The sequence below is a fragment of the Salipaludibacillus daqingensis genome (assembly GCF_029891575.1).
In the GTDB taxonomy this organism is placed as follows: domain Bacteria; phylum Bacillota; class Bacilli; order Bacillales; family Salisediminibacteriaceae; genus Salipaludibacillus; species Salipaludibacillus daqingensis.
Genome location: NZ_JARZHF010000002.1, coordinates 356633 through 378390, shown reverse-complemented (window position 1 = coordinate 378390; position 21758 = coordinate 356633). Strand labels below are relative to the sequence as shown.

Annotated in this window: 25 protein-coding genes, 1 tRNA gene and 1 pseudogene; 17 read left to right on the top strand and 10 right to left on the bottom strand. The window is 35.6% G+C overall.

Annotated features, from left to right (window positions below; genetic code table 11):
* Window positions 1-22: 22 nt before the first annotated feature.
* From QDN89_RS05970 to QDN89_RS05950, 5 genes and pseudogenes are all read left to right on the top strand, one after another.
* Entirely contained in the window at window positions 23-940 is a 918-nt protein-coding gene (locus QDN89_RS05970; RefSeq protein WP_280769181.1) for an ABC transporter ATP-binding protein, read from the top strand.
* Window positions 940-2541 (top strand): ABC transporter permease, encoded by a 1602-nt coding sequence (locus QDN89_RS05965; protein WP_280769180.1) that lies wholly within the window; start codon window positions 940-942, stop codon window positions 2539-2541. Before QDN89_RS05970 ends, QDN89_RS05965 begins: the two co-directional genes overlap by 1 nt.
* A gap of 360 nt (window positions 2542-2901) precedes the next feature.
* Window positions 2902-4038 (top strand): baeRF3 domain-containing protein, encoded by a 1137-nt coding sequence (locus tag QDN89_RS05960; protein ID WP_280769179.1) that lies wholly within the window; start codon window positions 2902-2904, stop codon window positions 4036-4038.
* 5 nt (window positions 4039-4043) lie between these two features.
* A pseudogene (locus QDN89_RS22045) lies at window positions 4044-4211 on the top strand (PC4/YdbC family ssDNA-binding protein); the annotation flags it as partial.
* Window positions 4212-4279: 68 nt separating this feature from the next.
* Window positions 4280-4873 carry a class I SAM-dependent methyltransferase gene (locus tag QDN89_RS05950; protein ID WP_280769178.1) on the top strand — a complete coding sequence of 198 codons (594 nt, stop codon included), beginning with the start codon at window positions 4280-4282 and terminating at the stop codon, window positions 4871-4873.
* 350 nt (window positions 4874-5223) lie between these two features.
* Here the strand turns inward: QDN89_RS05950 and QDN89_RS05945 are convergent, their stop codons facing one another.
* Entirely contained in the window at window positions 5224-6000 is a 777-nt protein-coding gene (locus tag QDN89_RS05945; protein WP_280769177.1) for an acetoin reductase, read from the bottom strand.
* Window positions 6001-6362: 362 nt separating this feature from the next.
* Between QDN89_RS05945 and QDN89_RS05940 the strand changes: the two genes are divergently transcribed.
* Window positions 6363-7025 (top strand): reverse transcriptase-like protein, encoded by a 663-nt coding sequence (locus tag QDN89_RS05940; RefSeq protein ID WP_280769176.1) that lies wholly within the window; start codon window positions 6363-6365, stop codon window positions 7023-7025.
* A 53-nt stretch (window positions 7026-7078) separates the two neighbouring features.
* On the opposite strand, the gene QDN89_RS05935 is transcribed toward QDN89_RS05940, so the two are convergent.
* A complete protein-coding gene (locus QDN89_RS05935) occupies window positions 7079-8971 on the bottom strand; it encodes an LTA synthase family protein (RefSeq protein WP_280769175.1) in 1893 nt (630 codons plus the stop codon).
* Between the two features lie 660 nt (window positions 8972-9631).
* Between QDN89_RS05935 and QDN89_RS05930 the strand changes: the two genes are divergently transcribed.
* From QDN89_RS05930 to QDN89_RS05905, 6 genes are all read left to right on the top strand, one after another.
* Window positions 9632-9766, top strand: a complete 135-nt coding sequence (locus QDN89_RS05930) for a hypothetical protein (RefSeq protein WP_280769174.1) — start codon at window positions 9632-9634, stop codon at window positions 9764-9766.
* 107 nt (window positions 9767-9873) lie between these two features.
* Complete coding sequence (locus QDN89_RS05925; RefSeq protein WP_280769173.1) at window positions 9874-10515, top strand: hypothetical protein; 642 nt, start codon at window positions 9874-9876, stop codon at window positions 10513-10515.
* Between the two features lie 168 nt (window positions 10516-10683).
* The gene (locus QDN89_RS05920; RefSeq protein WP_280769172.1) at window positions 10684-11424 is read left to right on the top strand and encodes a DUF2161 domain-containing phosphodiesterase; all 741 of its coding nucleotides are present in this window, start codon (window positions 10684-10686) and stop codon (window positions 11422-11424) included.
* Window positions 11425-11725: 301 nt separating this feature from the next.
* Window positions 11726-12112 carry a hypothetical protein gene (locus QDN89_RS05915; protein WP_280769171.1) on the top strand — a complete coding sequence of 129 codons (387 nt, stop codon included), beginning with the start codon at window positions 11726-11728 and terminating at the stop codon, window positions 12110-12112.
* A gap of 166 nt (window positions 12113-12278) precedes the next feature.
* Window positions 12279-13952, top strand: coding sequence for a ribonuclease J (locus tag QDN89_RS05910; protein ID WP_280769170.1), 1674 nt, complete (start codon window positions 12279-12281; stop codon window positions 13950-13952).
* A gap of 155 nt (window positions 13953-14107) precedes the next feature.
* Window positions 14108-14536: a hypothetical protein gene (locus QDN89_RS05905; protein ID WP_280769169.1), complete on the top strand. Its 429-nt coding sequence runs from the start codon at window positions 14108-14110 to the stop codon at window positions 14534-14536.
* A gap of 43 nt (window positions 14537-14579) precedes the next feature.
* On the opposite strand, the gene QDN89_RS05900 is transcribed toward QDN89_RS05905, so the two are convergent.
* From QDN89_RS05900 to QDN89_RS05890, 3 genes are all read right to left on the bottom strand, one after another.
* Window positions 14580-14654: transfer RNA gene (locus QDN89_RS05900), tRNA-Val, on the bottom strand.
* 141 nt (window positions 14655-14795) lie between these two features.
* Window positions 14796-14978, bottom strand: coding sequence for a hypothetical protein (locus QDN89_RS05895; protein ID WP_280769168.1), 183 nt, complete (start codon window positions 14976-14978; stop codon window positions 14796-14798).
* 129 nt (window positions 14979-15107) lie between these two features.
* On the bottom strand, window positions 15108-15668 hold the full coding sequence (locus QDN89_RS05890) for a phosphatidylglycerophosphatase A family protein (protein WP_280769167.1): 561 nt from the start codon (window positions 15666-15668) through the stop codon (window positions 15108-15110).
* A 232-nt stretch (window positions 15669-15900) separates the two neighbouring features.
* Between QDN89_RS05890 and QDN89_RS05885 the strand changes: the two genes are divergently transcribed.
* Together QDN89_RS05885 and QDN89_RS05880 are read left to right on the top strand one after the other, a co-directional pair.
* The gene (locus QDN89_RS05885; RefSeq protein WP_280769166.1) at window positions 15901-16416 is read left to right on the top strand and encodes a YjcG family protein; all 516 of its coding nucleotides are present in this window, start codon (window positions 15901-15903) and stop codon (window positions 16414-16416) included.
* Window positions 16416-16838: a GNAT family N-acetyltransferase gene (locus tag QDN89_RS05880; RefSeq protein WP_280769372.1), complete on the top strand. Its 423-nt coding sequence runs from the start codon at window positions 16416-16418 to the stop codon at window positions 16836-16838. Before QDN89_RS05885 ends, QDN89_RS05880 begins: the two co-directional genes overlap by 1 nt.
* Window positions 16839-17056: 218 nt before the next feature.
* Here QDN89_RS05880 and QDN89_RS05875 read toward each other — a convergent pair whose 3' ends face one another.
* Both QDN89_RS05875 and nfsA read right to left on the bottom strand, forming a co-directional pair.
* Window positions 17057-17521 (bottom strand): S-ribosylhomocysteine lyase, encoded by a 465-nt coding sequence (locus QDN89_RS05875; RefSeq protein ID WP_280769165.1) that lies wholly within the window; start codon window positions 17519-17521, stop codon window positions 17057-17059.
* Window positions 17522-17598: 77 nt separating this feature from the next.
* Window positions 17599-18348, bottom strand: a complete 750-nt coding sequence (gene nfsA, locus QDN89_RS05870) for an oxygen-insensitive NADPH nitroreductase (protein WP_280769164.1) — start codon at window positions 18346-18348, stop codon at window positions 17599-17601.
* Window positions 18349-18399: 51 nt separating this feature from the next.
* On the opposite strand from nfsA, the gene QDN89_RS05865 reads away from it, so the two are divergent.
* Window positions 18400-19035 (top strand): hypothetical protein, encoded by a 636-nt coding sequence (locus QDN89_RS05865; RefSeq protein WP_280769163.1) that lies wholly within the window; start codon window positions 18400-18402, stop codon window positions 19033-19035.
* Window positions 19036-19081: 46 nt separating this feature from the next.
* Here the strand turns inward: QDN89_RS05865 and QDN89_RS05860 are convergent, their stop codons facing one another.
* Both QDN89_RS05860 and QDN89_RS05855 read right to left on the bottom strand, forming a co-directional pair.
* Window positions 19082-19405 (bottom strand): YppG family protein, encoded by a 324-nt coding sequence (locus tag QDN89_RS05860; protein ID WP_280769162.1) that lies wholly within the window; start codon window positions 19403-19405, stop codon window positions 19082-19084.
* Window positions 19406-19419: 14 nt separating this feature from the next.
* Window positions 19420-19848: an Hsp20/alpha crystallin family protein gene (locus QDN89_RS05855; protein WP_280769161.1), complete on the bottom strand. Its 429-nt coding sequence runs from the start codon at window positions 19846-19848 to the stop codon at window positions 19420-19422.
* Between the two features lie 103 nt (window positions 19849-19951).
* Between QDN89_RS05855 and QDN89_RS05850 the strand changes: the two genes are divergently transcribed.
* Window positions 19952-20119, top strand: coding sequence for a hypothetical protein (locus tag QDN89_RS05850; RefSeq protein WP_280769160.1), 168 nt, complete (start codon window positions 19952-19954; stop codon window positions 20117-20119).
* Window positions 20116-20376, top strand: coding sequence for a hypothetical protein (locus tag QDN89_RS05845; RefSeq protein WP_280769159.1), 261 nt, complete (start codon window positions 20116-20118; stop codon window positions 20374-20376). The genes QDN89_RS05850 and QDN89_RS05845 overlap by 4 nt, the downstream gene beginning before the upstream one ends.
* 520 nt (window positions 20377-20896) lie before the next feature.
* Here the strand turns inward: QDN89_RS05845 and QDN89_RS05840 are convergent.
* Window positions 20897-21583 carry an ABC transporter ATP-binding protein gene (locus tag QDN89_RS05840; protein WP_280769158.1) on the bottom strand — a complete coding sequence of 229 codons (687 nt, stop codon included), beginning with the start codon at window positions 21581-21583 and terminating at the stop codon, window positions 20897-20899.
* Between the last annotated feature and the right edge of the window lie 175 nt (window positions 21584-21758).

Genomic DNA, 21758 nt, shown 5'->3' with positions numbered 1-21758 from the left:
GTAAACGGAGGAGGAAATAGATATGAGTATGGTGAAAATAACCAATTTAACGAAAAAATTTGGTAAATTCACAGCTTTAGATCGTGTGAACTTAGAAGTTAATAGTGGCGAAATTTTTGGATTTATTGGTCCAAATGGTGCTGGTAAATCAACGACAATACGAGTTTTGCTTGGGATATTGAAGGCGACGGATGGCTCGGTAAAGATTTTCGAAAAAGATGCATGGGATGATGCTGTGGAAATTCATAAACGAGTGGCATATGTGCCTGGAGACGTTAATTTATGGCCAAATTTAACTGGTGGAGAAGTAATAGATCTCTTTGTGAAATTACGAGGAACGAACAATAAAAGTAGAAGAGAAGAGTTAATTAATAGATTTGATTTAGATCCAACGAAAAAATGTCGCACATATTCTAAAGGAAATCGCCAAAAGGTTGCATTAATTGCTGCTTTTTCCTCTGATGCAGATCTCTATATATTAGATGAACCGACATCAGGATTGGATCCATTGATGGAACAAGTATTCCAAGAATGTGTGATGGACATAAAAAAGCAAGGGAAAAGTGTCCTTTTATCGAGCCATATCTTATCAGAAGTAGAGAAATTATGTGATAAAGTGGCGATTATTCGTGAAGGGAGTATCATTGAAACTGGAACGTTGAATGAGCTTCGTCACTTGACTCGTACGCAGATTCTTGTGGAGACGAAACAGAAAATTACTTCATTAGAAAAAGTAAAAGGGGTTCATGAAGTAGAAGGCACTGATCAAGGGCTATTATTCCAAGTAGACACAAATGAATTAGATAATGTGATGAAACATATTAGTTCTTTCGGAATTTTAAAACTAGAAAGCGCCCCTCCAACATTGGAAACGTTATTTATGCGACATTATGAAGGAAAAGCGACATCTGTAGATTCAGGAGTGGGAGGTGCAAACTAATGGCAAAGAATTTAATGGCCAAAACAGGACATCTTTCGCGTTTTATTCTTCGGTTGGATCGTATCCGGATTCCATTATGGTTATTTGGACTAAGCTTTTTCACAATTATTGTTCCTATAGCGTTTAGGGATTTATATGGATCTCAGCAAGAAAGAGATGCGATGGCTGAAACGATGGCAAACCCTGCTATGACAGCGATGGTGGGACCGGGTGACTTGACGAATTATACGGTAGGTGCCATGACAACTCATCAAATGTTACTGATGACAGCAGCGATTGTTGGGTTAATGAGTATTTTACTTGTGACTAGGCATACAAGAGCAGATGAAGAAGATGGCCGCATTGAAATGGTTCGATCCTTACCAGCAGGACGTCTGTCTTACTTAAATGCTTCGTTAATCGTCATAAGTGGCACGAGTATTGCTTTAGCGTTAATCATAGGTTTTGGTTTGTATGCTCTTGGGATTGAAAGTATGGACTTAGGTGGATCATTACTTTATGGCGCTGCTTTAGGAGGAACTGGGCTTGTTTTTGCCGGAGTGACTGCTGTCTTTGCTCAACTTTCGGAAAATGCTCGTGGAACAATTGGAATGTCTATCGCTGTATTACTTATCGCTTATCTGTTTCGTGCGATTACAGATGTTAGTAATGAAACGCTATCTTGGCTTTCTCCTTTAGGTTGGGTGACAAAAACAGAAGCATATACGTCAAACAACTGGGGACCTATTTTATTAATGGTCCTCGTTACTTTCGTCTTATTTATTGCTGCAAACTATTTAAACGCGGTACGTGACTTGGAAAGAGGGTTTTTACCTTCGAAACCAGGTAGAAGTTATGCGTCTCGATATTTACAAAGTCCATTAGGTCTTGCATCAAGGCTTCAGAGAACCGGAATTATTGCATGGGCAATAGGTTTGTTTGTATTAGGAGCTTCTTACGGCTCGATTTTCGGTGATTTAGAATCATTTTTTGATGGAAATGACATGTATGAACAAATGTTAGTGCAAGTGGAAGGTTTTTCAATTGTAGACCAATTCATTCCCATGTTGATCATCGTGATGTCTCTCGCATCAACGATTCCAGCTCTCATGGCAATAAATAAATTACGTGGAGAAGAAAAAAAAGGACGGCTCGAACAATTACTTGGAAGATCTGTATCGCGTACACAACTTATGGGAGCATACTTGATGATAGCGGTCTTTAATGGATTGGTGATGCTGTCCCTTTCAGCAATTGGTCTATGGTCTTCAGGAAACACAGTTATGGAAGAAGGGCTATCTTTCGGAATGGTTTATGGCGCAACGATGGCATATTTTCCAGCAATGTTAGTGATGATTGGGATTTCAGTTGTTCTTATTGGATTTTTACCAAGGATGACTAACTTTAATTGGATATACGTGTTATACTCATTCCTTGTTTTATATTTAGGTGGTTTGTTTCAATTTGATGATTGGGTAGGCAAACTTTCTCCATTCGGTCACATTGCCAATGCTCCGATTGAAACTGTAACGTTTATGCCACTATTCGTTTTAACTATCTTGGCAGTAGGATTAATGATCATTGGTTTTATTGGATTTAATAAACGAGATATTGAAGGATAATGATAATACGTTTCAACCCCTTGTTCTTTCATTGAACAAGGGGATTAATCAATTTTCTCAGGAATGGTTGATATATGATGAAGAACAAAGAAATATTTAACGTACTTTAGATAAGTTATCAAATGATAAAAAACTAGTTAAAGGAAATTAACTGAAAAATAAAGCGCATATCTAGGAATATATTGTATAATTGAATGATATAGGGTTTGAATACTAGGAATAAAAGTAAAGAGGGTCTACCTTTACTTTTATTCCTTTGAGGCTCCATGAAACAAAGATAGAATTTTTTCAGAAAGGAGACTGGTAGCGGTAGGAAAGTAGGACAAAGCATGTCGATAATTTGAATGGAGGCGTTATGATATGTATGAAATCGTAAAAGAGTTTCCACATGAAATTATGTTTGAAAAGGCAGCTCCGTTTATCTCACTTTACCAACCGACTCATAAGTTTTCTCCTGGGAATAAACAAGATCCAATTGTGTTCAAACGATTAACTCGCAAGATTGAATCTTCTTTAAAGGATTCCTATCCAAATAGTAATTTTAAAAGTTTAATGAAACCTTTTAATCAAATAGCAAAAGATAAAGAATTTTGGCGCACGATTTCTGAAGGGTTAGCTATTTATGCTACGGAATCGACCTGTGTTGTTTATAAAATTGAAAGACCTGTTAAAGAACTGGCTATAGTAGCAGACCGACTTCATATTAGCCCTCTTATTAGAGTTTTCCAATCAGCAGATCAGTATCAGTTGTTAGGGATAAACAGAAACACTTTCTCTCTTTTCGAAGGAAATAGATATGGATTTAGGGAAATTCCTCTTCCGAATGATATACCAAGAACAAAAGAGGATGTTTTAGGTGATCAACGAACGGAACCTTACTTAGCAAAAGGGTCTTTTGGAGATCCGGGAGGAAAATACTTCGGTCATGGTGGGAAAAAAGATGAACTGGATAAAGACACCGAGAAATTTTTCCGATTTGTGGATCGCTTTGTGTTAGAAAATTATTCTAAATCATCTCAACTCCCGCTTATTTTAGTTGCATTAAAGGAGTATCATGGACCGTTCAAAAAAGTAAGTAATAATTCCTTTTTAATGAATGAAGGTATAAAAGGTGCATATGATTCAATGGAAAAAGATAAGTTAACTGAAAAAGTTTGGGAGATTATTGAACCGATTTATTTGGATAAGACAAAAAAGTTGATTGATGCTTTTGAAACTGCAAAAGCAAAAGGGTCCGGTTCATACCATTTAGAAGAAGTTGTACAAGCAGCTATCGAAAACCGGTTAGTGTCTATTTTAATCGAGGATGATAGAATCATACCTGGAACAATTGATGACACTTCAGGTGAAATTAAAAATGGAACTAGTAATGACGATGATTATAGTGACGTTCTTGGAGATTTAACAGAGATAGCTTTCAAGAAAAAAGCGAATCTAGTCGTGCTCCCTAAAAACAGAATGCCCAGTGAAACAGGTGTAGCTGCAGTTTTTAGATAAATATTGGAAGAGAACCTAAATATGACATCAGAGACTGGTCACCTGATCACGAAAAAATGGGAAAAGGAATGACGTTAAGCAAGGAAGAAGTATACAAGCAAAAGTCCTTCTTGATGAAATGTGAAAATGTATTAGTAAGCACAATCCATAATTTTGGATTGTGCTTTTTGTAAGACCAAAAAAATGAGATATGATACAGTAGAAAATACGAATAAATAACGTTTAGGAAGTAGGGAAAAAGATGCCGAATTGGTTACCACATATGTATGATACGTTAATGAAACCGTTAGAAAGATTGAAGTTTCGAGCGCTAAGAAAAGGAATCATCCAAAAAGCAACTGGGGAAGTTCTGGAAATTGGTTCTGGGACTGGCTTTAATTTCCCTTTGTATAAAAATGCAGATAAAGTAATCGCAATTGAACCGAAAGCTGTTATGAGGGACCAGTCCATTAGTCGAGCAAAAGAGTCTCATGTCTCTATTGAAGTAAAGGATGCAGATGCACAAGAACTCCCTTTTGCAGATAACAGTTTTGATACAGTTGTTGGTACTCTTGTCCTCTGCACAATACCTGATCCGGATAAAGCGTTATATGAAATAAAAAGAGTATGTAAGCCAAACGGTAACATTCTCTTTTTAGAGCATGTACAAATGCCACATTCAATCTTCGCTAAGTTACAGAATTGGATCACTCCCCTTTGGAAAAGAATGTGTGATGGCTGCCATTTAAACAGAGATTCGCTAAGTACGATCAAAAAAGCGGGATTCACAATTGTTCAAGTGAAAGAGTATAACAGTGGATTTATTATAACTATAGAAGCAAAAAATGAAGATTAGTGATGATGAAAATGAGGTAGATTAGCTTAATTCCTTTGCGAGACTATTTTCGTAATATGATCGATGATTATGGCTTTGCAGAGGCGCCCTTATATTGCGAAGAAAGAGGAAGAGCCCACGAGACTGATTTTTCTCTGTTGGTTTTGCTCTGTTGCGAATTATGTCTAGTTGCAAAACGCTGTGTCCTGCGGAAAACGAGTCATGTTAGATCACACAGGGAGTGAGACCGAGGAAGCTCATAGGTCGTCCGCAGGAAAGCGAGTGGAGGTCTTCCGAAACTTTTTTCCTTAAGGTACGACTTATAAAAAAGAATCCCAAATATCATAAAGGGATTCTCCTCATAAAATATTTTATGAAAATAGAACACCACCGTCAATCATAACTGATTGACCTGTCATATAATCTGAGTCCGACGATGCCAAATACGAGACAAAATTAGCGACATCTTCCGGCTCTTGTGTTCTTCCAAGAGCAATGGCTTTTGAAAATGCAGCAAAGGATTCTCCTTCTGCAGCTCCGCTATATTTCCCCATCTCTTTATCAATCCGAACCCACATTTCCGTTCCAACAATGCCTGGACAATAGGAGTTAACTGTTATCTGGTGCGGTGCAAGTTCTTGAGCTGCTGCTTGCGTCAACGCCCGTACAGAAAATTTGGTTGCAGAATAAACGCTAAGCATATCAAATCCTTTATGACCTGCGATACTACAAGCGTTAATTATTTTTCCAATGCCTTCTTGTTTTTTCATTTGTTCTGTAGCTGCTTGTATTCCGTAAATCACTCCAAAAACATTAATATCAAATATTTTTTTTAATTCCTCTTCCGTTACTTCTTCTAACGGTTTTACTTGTTCTATCCCAGCATTATTGATGAATACGTCGATTTTTCCGTATGCCTCCACTGTCTCTTTTGCTAAGTTAAACACATCACTCTTTTTGCTTACATCACCTTGAATAGCGAGCGCCCCATACCCGTGATTTTGCAGTTCCTTTGCTGTTTCTTCTGCTAGATTCCCATCGATGTCGTTAATCACAACGGTGAAACCGTCTTTTGCAAGCCTAAACGCAATTCCTTTACCTATACCTTGACCGGATCCAGTTATTACTGCAATTTTTTCCGATGTCATATTCCCTCCTTATAGGTTGACGATAAGCTGCTGCTGAACTGCAAAATGAATATTCCTCCCTTCTCATACGAGATAATTTTAGTTTATCACCTCGACACAAAAATGCCACTATTAAATCTGAATATTCTGTTAAATTTTCGTGCTTTAACTTAAACTTTGTCGAAAATTGTCATAATGCACATTGGAACGTTTATAATAAACTTACTCGATTCTATAATGCACATCCGGGGAACTATAATGCACATGCGAGGAACTATAATGCATATCCGAGGAACTATAATGCACTTCCTCGAACAATATGCATTTTCAATGATACCAATGGAGGATAACTAAGAAGTTTATAATTATAAGGGGTGGATTTTATGAAAGGTAGATTAGAAATAACTTATAAAACAAAAAAAGGTACAGAAACAATGTTCAGTTCAGAAGATATGAGTGTTGAAAAAGCGATATTAATTGCTCAAGACTTAGAAAAAACAGGACGCTTAAAAAACATTTTGTTTGTAGATAACAATGAAAGTTCTTGGAGCGTTAAGGACATCAAAAAATACATAAAGGAAATAGACACAGAACCTCACAATGTAGTCGTTTATTTTGACGGTGGATTTGATATCGAGACGAGAGTGTCAGGATTGGGGTGTGTGATTTATTATGAAAAAAATGGGAAGACATTTCGTATTAGAAAAAATGCTCAAGTCAAAGAGTTAGATACTAACAATGAAGCCGAATATGCAGCTCTTCATCTTGCTCTAAAAGAATTAGAAATACTAGGTGTTCATCACCTTCCGGTAGATTTTGTAGGGGATTCGCAAGTAGTTATTAATCAGTTAATTGGCGAATGGCCTTGTGTAGAAGAGGTATTAAATGAATGGGCGAATCGAGTAGAAAGCAGATTAGCAACATTAGGAGTAACTCCCTCTTATCATCTCATTTCAAGGAAAAAGAATCGAGAAGCGGACCAATTAGCATCTCAAGCATTAAAAAATATAGAAATTACTAGTGATGCAGAGCTAAAACAAGAATAAAGATATGAAAGCTTATAATACAAAAAACACCTATGAAGGTGTTTTTTGTTAAATTATTCTAGTTTTTCGTTTTTGTCTAGTTTAGATGGCTGCTTCATTTGTTTTTCATGAAACCGAAGTAAATCTCCATAAATAATGCTATCAGAGTACTCTAATTCTTCTTGCACTCTTTCTATAAATGGATCACATAGAAGTGGTTCTTCTGTTGGTTCACCTGTTGCTTTTACATAACACGTATTGTTTACAAATATTGCTTCTTCAGTAATAAAGCTGCCGTTTCTTAAGATCACGAGCTCTTCACGCTCTTCAGAGAATAAGTTGTTTCCAAAAATAGTTTGATTTTCTACTTCAACTCCCATTAAATGAAGGAGAGTCGGGCGAATATCAATTTGACCTGATACAGTTGAAATTGTTTTACTGTCAACTCCAGGTATATGAATGATTAGTGGAACTTGCTGTAGTTTAATTTCTTCGAACTCGTTAATATCTTTTTCTAAGAATTGAGACATAGCTTGGTTATGGTTAGAAGAAATACCATCATGATCTCCATAAATAATAATAATCGAATCTTCATAAAGTCCATCTTCTTTTAATCGTTCAAATAGTACTTTAATGGATTCATCCATATAGCGAACAGTTGGAAAGTATTTATTCAGCGTATTACTATTGGATTCATAGCGATCGATATACATGTCGTCTTCTTCTAGTTCAAATGGGAAATGATTTGTTAATGTAATAAGTTTGGTATAAAAGGGCTGTGGCATTTCAAGCATATGGTCAACGGATTGTTCCATGAAAGGTATATCTTTCAATCCCCAGCCAATACTATTTTTTTCCGTTATTTGATAATCATCTTTTGTATAAAAACGATCATAGCCAAGCTGATTGTACATGACGTTTCTATTCCAAAAGCTACCGTTGTTACCATGCATGGAACTCGTATAATATCCATTCTCACCCATGATTTCTGGTAAGGCATAATACTCATTACTTACGTGAGAGAAAAACACCGCGCCTCTTGCTGATGGGTAAAGGGAATTGTTAATAAGAAATTCTGAATCAGATGATTTGCCTTGAGCTGTTTGATGATAGAATTCTTCAAAATAAAGACTTTCATTAATCAACTCATTTAAAAAAGGTGTAATTTCTTCACCGTTTATTGTTTCGTTAATGACGAAACTTTGAATCGATTCTGCTGCTACAAAAATCACATTTCTTCCCTCTGCAATGCCGAATAAATCTTCTTCCTTAGATGTTTCTTCATCACCAATGTATTCGTTAACCTCTTCAAGGCCACCTTCATTTGCAAAAACTCGTGGAGCTCTAGACATCGTGTGTAAATATACATCGTAGGCGTGAAAATTATAAATCCCTAGGTTTTTAACTAAAAGTTCTCTGTCAAAAGTTCGTGTTAATAATTGAGGTCTTTCAATGTTCGCCAAACCAATATTAATCATTGTTAGAATAATAATCACCACATAGTAAGGGCGAAGTTCGGAGAAACGGTGTTTTTTCTCTGGAAATTTTCCTGTTTTATGCCACTTGATAATAAGAGTTCCAACCACAAGAATATCAATAAAATATATGATATCATATGGTTTTATTAGTGTATGAATACTGTTGCTTAAATCGGCAATATTATTTCCCATGAAAAGTAAAGGTATTGTTATGAAATCCGTAAATTCTCGATAATAGACAACATTGGCATACATAATGAATGTCGTGACAAGCATGAATAGCAGTAAATATGTTGATTGTCTATTGCTTTTTCGTGTAAGAATGAATGTAATAATGAGCAAGAGAATTGGAATCGGGTTAATGATTAAAATAAAGAATTGATTTATGTTATGAATAGAAATTTGAAATTCAGTCAATCCGACTATTATTGTCTTTATCCATAATAACAATAAGACAAGCCAAAAAGCAGATGGTTTAGTATCTTTCATAGTTGTTTCCTCCATGTTTCTAAATAAATAAATAAAATGAACCAATGTAGTTGTATGATGGCCAATTACCTTATGCTTAAAACTGATCTCATTAAAAAAAGATCAGGTGAAATGAAGAATTCTAACAATCAGTGAAGAGTGTTAATAAAACAGAAGGCTGACAGCGAGTGGGTAAATAAACACACAGGTTTTTAAACGGTCGATGAGCGCGGAAAGCTTATTTAATAGTTTTTATCAGTAAGAAATAAATTAGAATCAGTTGATCTTCATCATCAATTAAAAGTAACTTTTTGTTCATACTGCTATCGGTTAAATAATTATCTCATGCAAATTAAAATATGCAAGCATTCTTTGTAGAAATATTTAACAGTCCCACTTATTTTGAAAAAATAGTGCTATTTCTATCATAGGTTCGACATAGAATATCCTCGGACAAAAGAGCTCGGGGTCTTCAGTATTTGTTTATCCTGAACATGTCGCCGCCTGTTGTTTAATTAGACCGGATCATACTGATATGATATGTTTTCCTCATCTTTAGTTCTTGTGTTATTATTTCCTGAAGAAGAAGGCGTGCATCATGCTTAGAATAGGAACAGTAGTAGGATAAATGAAACAACCCAAGTTTGTTAAAAGGAAAATAGATGAGGGGAGTGATGAATAATGAAAGAAATTAAAACAGATATGGCTTTGGTTGATCCAGATGATGAAGATGAAGAGGATCGGTGGAGACCTCAAGGTGAGAGAATAAGGAATTCTACCGTGAAAAGAAAAATTGTAGTCAGGGATAGGGTTTAAATGTTTATAAATTCATATCTACGAAGTTATTCTTAAGCATTTTTGTTGGGGGTTGCAGATGTGAAAGGATAAACTATAAGCAACCAGATTGGTAAAGGATGATTCTAATGGAATTTCCGTTTGCGTTAAAAAAAGGACGACCTCACCTTGATGAACTGTTTCGAAAACGTCGCTACGATGATATCGATTTGCGAAGAATGTTCCGTGATGAATCTATTTTAAAAGATGGTAATGGGTATTTTATCTATGAAGTAGAATCGAACCCTCATAGTGCACCATCTACTGGAAAGAAAGTTTATATTGAAAAAACATTTAAAGTGCTTGAAAAAAAAATGATGCAAAGATTTGATAGTGCTCATCATATTTGCGAGTCCATGTTGAAACAAGATAAAGGTAAAGATCGTATTCATCTTTATCGCACTCTTATGTGTCTGGACTATGAATTGTCTTTTCTCATGAATATTTATTCTGGAAGAAAAGGATATCCTTTTCTATCGATTAGACAGGTCGATCTACAGTTAGAGGAGAAATTATCCCTTGGGATTGTTTGTGATGTGCTCATGTCCAAGTCTTCTACGCCACTAGGCACTATCGAACAAATGGAGGAATTGCTAGGTAAACGTTATACGGTTAAACAACTGAAAGCTGCGAAAATAAAGGGGTTTCAAAGAAACTATCAAAGAGATGATCATTTTTTGTATACGATGCCTTATGGCATGAATCGTGAAAAACAACAACGAAATGATTAGTAGGAGAGCGTGTTCTTTCAGTTTTCATACTGAAAGAACACTTTTTAAATAATTTGTTCATTTTACTTCCTTACTCAATTTAATCATTAAAAAGGGCTGCCCAGCTAGCGATAAACCATGATAAAATATTTATAGTTAGAATATTTAATATGGATGGTGTATACATATATGAACTCAGTCAACAAGCCACAAGAAGCAGACTTATATAAGCCAATTCAAGCCCATTTCGTGCGAGAAGGTTATGAGGTTTATGGTGAAGTGAAAGACTGTGACATGGCAATAGTGAAAGATGATGAGTTATTGATTGTGGAATTAAAGCTTAATTTAAGTGTTGATCTACTCATTCAAGCTACGAAGAGACAAAGATTGTCGGAGCATGTTTATGTTGCTATACCAAAACCGAAAAATAAAAAGAAGTCTAAACGGTGGACGGACATATGTCAGTTAGTTCGTAGGTTAGAACTAGGATTAATCCTCGTTTCATTTTCTAATAAAAGTAAAAATATGGAGGTCGCCTTTCATCCTACACCGTTTAACCGTCAAAAAAATATCGGTCAAAATAAACGAAAGAGACAACAAGTTCTAAAAGAAATCGACGGACGAAGTGCTGATTTCAATATTGGCGGATCTAATCGAACACAAATTTTAACTGCATATAGGGAAAATTGTATTCAAATTGCTTGTTATCTTGAAAAAATTGGAGAATTATCTCCAAAAACATTAGTGGAGATGGGCACAGGTGAAAAAACATCATCTATATTAACAAAAAATTATTACGGTTGGTTTGAGAGGGTGAGAAGAGGGGTTTATGTTCTTAGTGAGAAAGGTAAGAAAGAAACGAAAAATTATCCTGAGTTATTGATGCATTATAAAGAGAAAATTCCAGAAAATGAAAAAAATAAAGCTTAAATTAGAAGGATATAAGAATCAAAAGGATCGCGTAATTTGCTTCATCTTTTTTGCATGAAATATATAGGAGGAAAATCTATCTTTGGAGAGGATGTATGACCGGGATCATAATGTTCGTGCGGATTATCCAAGCGTTCTATTGTCGAAAACTCGTTGACATTATCGATTTAAGACCGATGGAATATTGGGTGATGATTTCGTTATGTATTTTCAAATTGAAATTAACATTCTAGAATATGAATGCAAAAACTGTTACATTAAGTATAACAAGTAATATAAAATTTTTTATTGGAGGAATTCTTTGAATACGGATAAAAGATTCGTCAGCTTAAAGGTACTGGAGAACTCAGAAAATCTTTATGATAGATTCGAAAGCGCTTTTCGTTCAGTCGCTAGGACATATATTGAATGCACGCCGATAGAAATTTCTAATATCTATTTTCAAAGATCAAATAACCAAATCCTTGTCATTTATGATTATAATAATTTGGAACTGAAATATCTTCTTGAGTTAGAAGACGGTGCGATGGGCGAACATGCAAAACTTCCGAACGGAGAGATTGTCGATTCTTTCATGGAGTTCTGGATTAAATGGGTGGTTGAAGGATTTTTCTCAGAAGAACTGAAAGTAGAAGCTAAACATATTGATATTACGTTTCATGATGGGACGGTTACAAAAAAAATCTAACAAGTTCATTAAATTAGAGGCAATCGCAAAAGACTAACTTTTGACGATGCCTCTTTTTTTCGATTAAGCATTGAATTTCATCAAAAAATCAATTCGCTACTACTTCTTATAAAGAAAATGGAAACGGGTATACTACCAACAATATGAAATGTTGGAGGGAGTAATATTGAGTGATAATGAAAATGGATTATCTATATTCGCTCTAGGTGGTTTAAATGAAATAGGGAAAAATATGTATGTTATCGAATCAGCAAATCAAATCTTGATAATCGATTGTGGAGTGAAATTTCCAGATGAAAGCTTATTAGGTGTGGATTTAATTGTTCCGGATATCACATATTTAGTAGAGAACAAAAATAAAGTCAAAGCGTTAATTCTCACACATGGACATGAAGATCATATTGGAGGAATCCCATTTCTATTGAAAAAATTAAATGTACCTATCTACGCAACGAGGTTCACCCTCGGCCTTATTGAATTAAAATTAAAAGAGCATAAACTTCTTAGGGAGGCAGAACTAAAGGAAATTGATGAAAATTCAAACGTGTCATTTGGGCAGGTGAAATTAGAATTTTTCAAAGTGAACCATAGTATTCCTGATTGTTTAGGAATTGTCCTTCATACACCTGAAGGAAATATCGTGCATACTGGGGACTTTAAATTTGATTTAACTCCTGCTGGTAATGAACATTCGGACATTCATAAAATGGCTGAAATCGGAAAAGGGGGAGTTTTGGTTCTTTTATCAGAAAGTACGAATGCTGAAAAGCAAGGATCTACACCATCAGAGGAAATGGTGGGGGCTCATGTGGAAGAGGCTTTCTTGAAAGCAAAACAAAAAGTGATTCTCTCTACGTTCGCTTCGAATATTAGTCGGGTGCAACAAGTAGTAGATGCAGCAAGGAAAACAAATAGGAAGTTAGCATTACTCGGTCGCAGTATGATGAATGTTGTAGCTGTAGCGATGGAAAGAGGATATATTGATGTCCCAGATGATATGTTAATCGAACCAAATGAAATTAATGAAATGTCGCCAGAAAAGGTTGCTATCGTATGCACTGGTAGTCAAGGAGAACAGATGGCAGCCCTTTCTCGTTTATCAACGGGGAATTTTCGAAATGTTGAAGTATTACCAGAAGATACAGTTATTTTTGCAGCAGGTCCTATTCCAGGAAATGAAAAAAGTGTCACCGCAATCGTAGATAATTTATTTGCACTTGGTGCCAACGTCATTTATGGGACTGGAAGTTCATCAGGAATGCATGTATCAGGACATGGTTATCAAGAAGACTTGAAACTGATGTTAACATTAATGAAACCAAAATACTTTATTCCGATTCATGGGGAATATAGAATGCTTCATCATCACTGTCAATTAGCTGAACGAGTAGGAGTTGAAATGGGAAATTCGTTAATATTAAAAAATGGGGATGTAGTAGATATAAAAAACCAAGTTGCAAGGCAGACACGGAAAATACCAGCTGGAAATTCGTTTGTGGACGGTATTGGTATCGGTGATGTCGGGGATATTGTGTTAAGAGATCGAAAACAATTATCTGAGGATGGTATGCTCGTCATTGTTTTGACGATGAATAAAATGGAAAAAACACTTATTACAGAACCAGACACGATTTCTCGTGGCTTTGTGTATGCAAAAAACTCAGAAGAGTTACTGCACGAGGTGAATAAAATTGTTACAAAATCGGTGAATGAATTAAATGAATCTGACCGAAGAGAATGGAGGATTATTAAACAACAAATAAAAAGGTCATTAGGAAAATACTTACTGACTCATACGAAGAAAAAACCAATGATTGTTCCTGTTATCATTGAAGTATAATAATGTTTTCTGCAGTCAAACGTTATAGGGTTAGTTCACCAGCTTCTCGTTTTTCATGCATTCAAGTTAAAATCAGAATAGTATATAAAAAAGCATAATGAGCACGATAAGGATAAGGCATTTTTTCATAAATAACCACTGGAGGGTTCTGTTTTATGACACAACAAAACGAACAGTTTCAATTACCTGAAGTTGCTCAGTCTATTCAACAAGTTCACAAGGCTTTAGAACAAGTTCAATCAAACACGACGGAACAACAGATGCAACAGTCACTTCAAGATGTTCAACAAGCTCAACAACAATTACAAAGTATCCAAACAGAGACAGACCAAGAGCAACACCAATTGGAACAAGCACAACAGGAAGTTCAAAAGGCATATCAACAGTTGCAATTAGAAAACCAACAATTGTTTCAAGCACAACAACAAGTAGAAACGGAGAATCAACAGTTAAAACAAGCGCAGCAAAAAGTTAGACAAGAGCAACAAGATGTTCAACAAGCGCAAAAAAACCTACAACAAGCCCAAGCTACTGTAGATTCTTACAAAAATACACCCCAACATTTAAATGAAGATTTATATTAAAAAGAAAGCCTTTGAAATTATCAAAGGCTTAGAAAGTTATGTATGGTGGGCTGTACTGGGATCGAACCAGTGACCCCTTGGTTGTCGACCAAGTGCTCTCCCGCTGAGCTAACAGCCCTTATATGATAATGACTTCCAAGCTGTCAAGGTGTTGCATTCTTGTTGGTTAACCAGCTTCAATTCGTTGCGACAAGTATTAATATATAAGAAAAGTGAAATCATGTCAATAGCTATAAAGAAAAAAGGTAGAAAATTAATTTTATTCGTCGTATGTATAACGAACGACGTAACGATCGTTTTTTAGTTTCCGTACTTCTACTAATGGACCAACTTCATACCCGTTCATCCAGTTATCTTCTAATTTAGCTTTAAGACAACTAGCTTGGAATTTAGATGTGAAGACTTGTTTCCAATATATCCATCGTGGTTTATGATAACTCATCCTCTTCACCTCAAATAATTTCTTTCATTGCTAGAAAGAATACCACTGACGTAAGAAAGAATCAAGTTGTGTGACCGACGGTAAAGAGAAAGAAGAAGTTAACATTAAGAAGTTAACCTCTTCATCTTTTTAACCGATTCGTTCTTCTTTATCACGACGATCGATTTCTTCTTCATTTAATGCTTCCTGTCTATCGCGAATACGATGGGCAAGTCGACTTGAGGCATTTGCAGCTACGCTACAAACGAGATCATCTAAAAATGTGTGAACTTTATTGCCTGGTTTTGTATCAAGCTCTTTGATAATGCCAACTTTTTCTTTGTCCAAATATCCGAACGTGGTGACAGCGATACTTCCATAACCAAAAACAGATCCTATGGCAATTGTCTCATCTACTCCAAAGAGCCCTTCGTCCATTTCAACAATGGATTGAAGTGGTTCAGAAAGTTTCTTTTGTTCCGCTAATTTATCTAGCTCGACGCCAACTAGAATGGCGTGCTGAATTTCTCGCTTTTCTAATACAGCATTGACACTCTCAGTGCAATCTTCCATGGAGAGTGAATCATTATATTGGATTTGCATATCGTAGACAATTTGTGCAATAGCCTCGATTTCGACACCTCGTTCTTTTAGTAAGTCACGCACAGCTTTTTCTACTACATGGCTTTTAATTGGCTGTTTGTTAGACATATGACAACACTCCTCTGACTTGTGTTAATACTACTATCCTACTATTCTAGCATATTTGTGGAAAAAATCCGTCTATCTGGTTTGATGACCATGAAAGCGTCTCAAAAAAATAAAGGATTTTTGTATTGCGTGTAGAAATATATTATGATGAAGACATATGTTTTAGAAGAAATAATATTCTTATAAAAAATATAATAAAAAATGAGTTATGAGTATAGAAGGAGGAATTGACATGAGATACGGAGTTGCCGTTTTTCCATCAAAACAGTTACAAGATGTTGCCAATTCATATCGGAAAAGGTATGACACGAAGTATGCAAAAGTTCCACCTCATTTAACATTGAAAGACCCTTTTGAAATGGATGAAGATCGAGTAGATAAATTAGTAAACCATCTTAGAGAAGTAGCTCAAGTTGCTAACCCTTTTACATTAAATGTATACAAATATAGTTCTTTTTATCCTGTAACAAATACGATTTACATGAAAGTTCGCGAAAATGAAGAATTACTTTCATTGCATGATAAATTAAATTCAGGATTGTTGGAAAATAAATCGGAGCATGCGTTTGTTCCACACATAACAATTGGCCAAGAAATGAATTACGATGAATTATCCGATGTTTTTGGCCGGTTAAAACTTGAAACGATGAATCATGAGGAAACAGTTGACAGGTTTTCATTGCTTTACAAGCTTGATAATGGGACATGGACAGTATACGAAACATTCTTGTTAGGTAATGGAAAATGATCGAAGTTAAGGTGGCCGGGACAAATCAAGAAAAAAAAGATGTTTACAGTGTTCGAAGGCAAGTGTTTATTATCGAACAACGAGTTCCGGAAGATATAGAAGTCGATGATAAAGAAGAACAATCTATACATTTTATTGCATATGAAGAAAAAACTCCAGTAGGTGCTGGAAGAATTCGCATCGACGGTTCTTCTGCTAAGGCAGAAAGAGTTTGTGTTTTAGCCGATAAACGTGGGAAAGGCATTGGTGCTAAAATTATGGTAGCGATGGAACATTATTCACGAGAAAATCGGTTACTTTCTTTGAAGCTGAATGCTCAAATCCAAGCAGAGGAGTTTTACAAACGACTAGGTTATGAAACAGTGTCTGACACATTTTATGATGCCAATATTCTTCATGTTACGATGAATAAAAATTTTTAAAAGGAATGTCAAAAATAGTGGAAGCTTTAGAGGGAAAAAGTACTCCTTCTAAAGCTTTTTTAAACTTCTACAGTAAACTGACTGGAAGTATAATCATCGTAGATATAAGATAATATAAGAAGAGACCACCAAGGGTATAGTGTCATTGAAAACAAAACGCCATCTCGGTCCTTTGAACCTGATGGCGTTTGAATCATAAGTTGATTTCATATTTAGCTTCACGCAAACACTTCTGTCCATTCATCTTTTTTATCGAGCATACCTTGCGCAATTTCTTTTGCTCCTTCTAAAGAGTGGGAAGCAGCCCAACCACACTGAAATTCGTTACAAGCAGGAACTTCCGTTGCTTTTAAAACGTCATGTAATGTCTTATCAACTAAATCTACGACATTATCGTAACTTTCATCATTAATAATGGAAAGGTAAAAACCTGTTTGACATCCCATTGGACTGATATCGACAATTTGAGCGTGGTGGTCACGACTGAACTCTGCCATCATATGTTCTAATGAATGAAGACCAGGCATATTCATATGATCTTGATTTGGCTGGCAAAAACGAAGGTCATATTTATATATCGTATCACCTTTCGCTCCTTCTGTTTTACCCGCTAAGCGAATATATGGCGCCTTGACTTTCGTGTGGTCTAAATTAAAGCTCTCTACGTTCATTTTTTTCGTCATGAGTAATTCCTCCTTTAGATTAGTGATTCGATTGGAAGGGTTCATAGTCGTAGTATATCAGGTGACTTCCTTTGATTCTACGATTTCATAAATCCTTTTTGTTGAACGAAGTCTTTCATGTGAATACGACGAGGAGTGCCAAGCATTTGCGTCATCTGGTCGGTCCACCGGTCATTTCGCTCGCCTTTAGTTCGATCGGAATAATAAGAAGAAATGATTTGATTGTAACTTTCGAGTCCTTTTTCAATCGTTTTTTGTTCAGAAGGGTATGTTTCCTTATAATAAATCTGATTCACCGGTAATCTTGGTTTTTGGTCCGTAACCGAATCAGGAACACCAACGGCCATCCCGAAAAGAGGGATAACGTTGTCTGGAAGTTGAAGAAGGGCTGAAACTTCTTCGCTTTCATTTCGTAATCCACCTATGTAGCACATTCCAAGACCCATTGATTCAGCGGCGATCGCTGCATTTTGTGCAGCAAGTGATGCATCAATGACAGCTACCATAAATTTTTCTGTCGTTTCGATTGCAGGTGTGATGTCTGCTTTTTCCATCTTTGCAGCGACAGTGTGACGATGAAGATCGGCACAAAAAACAAAGAAATGTCCGTTTTTTTCCACGTAAGGTTGATTTCCTGCCAACCTAGCAAGTGTTACTTTCGTTTCTTTGTTTTCTACACCGATAATCGAATAAGCTTGAATAAAACTAGAGGTTGAAGCCATTTGAGCGGCTTGGACTATTAGAGTTACTTGCTGTTCTGATAATGCTTGTTCTTTAAACTTTCGAATGGATCGATGATTAAGTAATGTTTCTATCGTTTCGTTCAAAGCCATCAACTCCTTTGTTTTCATTCTATCATAACTGAAGAGGTGATTTTAGTGTATATACTTCTGTCGATTTTCATTCCGATGACAGCTGTTTATGTTGTGAGTTTTGAACATTTCTTTCAAGTTAAAAAAAGTGGCGTGTTTTCTAGACATATGGGATTAGAAAGAATGGTTAACCTAGCTGCTTTTTTGTCCGCAGTATTGTTTACATATCCGTATTATTTTGAGACGAGTGCTCTATTCTTTGCCATTATCGTTATAGCAATCATTTTCCTTTTGTTAGTCTTCTCTTTATTTTCTCGCATTAGGAAACTATCTGTTTACAATACGTCAATATTAGAAGTGGAAGAAGTCGTAGACGAAATAATTGAAAATAGAGAAATCATGGTAGAAAAAAGAGAAGATAGTTATAATAAAAAAATTCGGCTATTAGTTAAAGATACGAACGAAAAAATAGAACTACATTGGGATGTTTCTCCACTAAACGATGATTTTAATCACACGGTCAACTTGTCTATTAAGACAAATCCCCCATCTGAAATGGATGAGCTATGGATTGATTTGAAGGAAAAACTAAGAGAAATTGGCCAACAAAAAAGCCATAAAAAGCGTTTATTCTGGAGTGGCAGTGTGTTTATTGGAGTCCACTTAGCTTTTTTGTATGTTATTTTTGGTTTGTTACTCTGATTTAGTTTTATTCCATAAAGAAGGAAGAGCATTTGCTCTTCCTTCTTTATTTCTTCAAAAAATAACTGCCCATTTGCTTCACGATGGGACTCACTTGGTTAGCGGTTTTCACTACTTGATCCATCGTTGTCATCGTTTTCTGGAAGTCAAATTTCCCATCACTGGTTTGAAAAGCGCTCATAAATTTCGGGCTAGGTTTCTGCTGTGGTGGGTAATGCTGTTGTTGATAGGGTCCATTAGGAGGTTGAGGTGGAGCGTACCCTTGATACGGGACTTGTTGATGATAAAGATGAGCTGGTCTATGAGCTTGCGGTGGATAAGGATAATAGTAAGGGTGATGCTGTTGCCTTGGCGGTTCATTGAAAAACACTTCTAATACCTCCTTTAATCGATCGGAATTCTTTTTCGTTTATTTGGAATCCGAATTTTTAACAAACCTTGAGATAGCGACGCCTTGACGTCCGATTGATTAACGGCAAACGGCAAAGTAATAACTCGATCGGATCGTTGATAACGAAAGGATCGTTCAAATGATTGTTGAAGATCATCTTTTTTTTCTGTCATTGATTCTTCTTGAATGCCGATCTTAATGTAGTTTTGAAAAATATCTAACGTGACTTGGTCTTTCTTTACTCCGGGTAATTCTGCTTCAATAATGTATTCATTTTTTGTTTCAAATTGGTAGACTGGAATGGGTTTTGGGGTTTGAAGGTGTTTCATAGCTTGATTGAAAAAACCATCCATAGATTGTAAAATATCACCAAAGGGTTGCTCGTGTATCGGTTTCATTTCTCGTTTTTTTTGTTCACCCATAATTTCTCACCTCTTTTTACCATTGTTTCTGTATTACCATATGATTCATAAGGAGAACATGAGTGGGCGATTGAACTAAAAATAAAAAAAGTAGGTGACCAATTTGCAAAATTACATAAGCGTGATTATTCCATTATTCATTCTGTACTTCACAGGTGTTATCGATTGGTTTCGGTTGAAAAGAAAAAAAGGTGTTTTTTATAATAATAGTTGGGAAAGATCACTGTTAACGATGATTGGATTTGCTATTATTTTATATGGGATCGTATGATTTTAGAATATATTCTTTCGAGTTTTTGGATTTACTTGTTAGCTCTCGTTCCTATTATGATGTTTGTTGGAAAAAATCGCGAGTATATCATTATATATAATCGGTCAAGAAGAGAAGTAGAAAAAATATTAGAGTATCATTTAAAATATAATGACATACCATTTTTGAAAGAAGATGATGATAATAATACGGATGTCTACAACTATTTATTACTAGATACGAATGAAAAAATTAAGTTGAAGGTAGGTTTATCTTAGTTTTTTAATGAAGCAGGGCTGGTGGATGACACGATTCATTTACACATTAAGAAAAAAGGAGAAGCAAGTTATTTAAATGAAGCATTAACTGCTTCAAAAGAAGAGATTAGGAAGTCCAGAGTAGGTTTAGGTTTCTCAACAAGGGTAAGATTCCAAGGCTGGATATTAATTTCTCCACACCGCTGCTCTATACTTTTCTTTTCTTAATTTAATTGGCATAATTAATCGTATGTATTACTAGAATATTTCATCGCTAACTCTAAGAAATGATATGGAGATGAGGCGAATAGCGAAGGTGTGGTTCTAATGGGGAAATTACAAAAAGCTGTGATTCTGTTTTTGCTTGTGGGTTCTGGTGCTGTTGTGGTAATATACACCGTTCTTACATTACTAGCTATCATATACAGCGGGTCAAATGGTTCATAGATAATTAGTTAACACTCTCCATTCTATTTTCGGTGTAGAGTACACTTTTGAATTTTAAAAAGCCCACATCGAATGATGTGGGCTAAAAGAGTGATTAGTGAACTTGTTCTTCTTTTTCTACTAACTGATGGTTTTCAACAGTGAAATGGCGATCAGCTTTATTAAGAATACATTCATCATTTGTAACAATAATAACTGTTGAATGCTGTTTTCTAGCAAAGGATAGTAGTTTGTCTAAGACAGCAGCACCGTCATCCCCTTCTAATTCTTTCGTTGGTTCATCAGCTAAAATTATTTTAGGGTTCGTCATGAGAATACGGGCAATTGTAGCTAGCATTTGATGTTTATCATCAAGTCCTTCAATAGAATCATCGAGTTTCTCTGCTGAAAATCCTAAATCTTCTAGAATATGAAGTGCTTTTTTCTCAGTCTCTTCATACTGAGGGTCTTCTGCGGTCATACCTAGTAATAGATTTTGTTTTGCGGTTAAATAAGGCATCAAACATCCTTCATCATTAATATAACCGATGTTTTGTAAGCGCCACTCTGTTCGTTTTCGGATACTGATTAAATCTTTTCCAAATACTTCAACGGTTCCTCTATTTGCTGGCGTCATTGCTGCAATCATTCGTAATAAAGTTGATTTGCCAGTTCCTTCTTCTCCAGATATGACAACGAGTTCCCCCTCGCGCACAGTAAAGTTCATATCTTCAAATAACAATGTCATTTCAGAACCGTTAGAAAAACGTTTTAAAACATTGCTTAATTCAATAGCATTCATAAGATTTGCACCCCCAAAGTATGATTAACATCAGTGTTCATCGAAATAATTAATTAACTCTTATATATATTAAACCATGGAAAAACAATAAATGAAACCGCTATCATACATAAAAGTTTGACAATTTTGTAAAATAAAAAAACTTTCTACTGTATTAATAGTAAAAAGTCAAAGG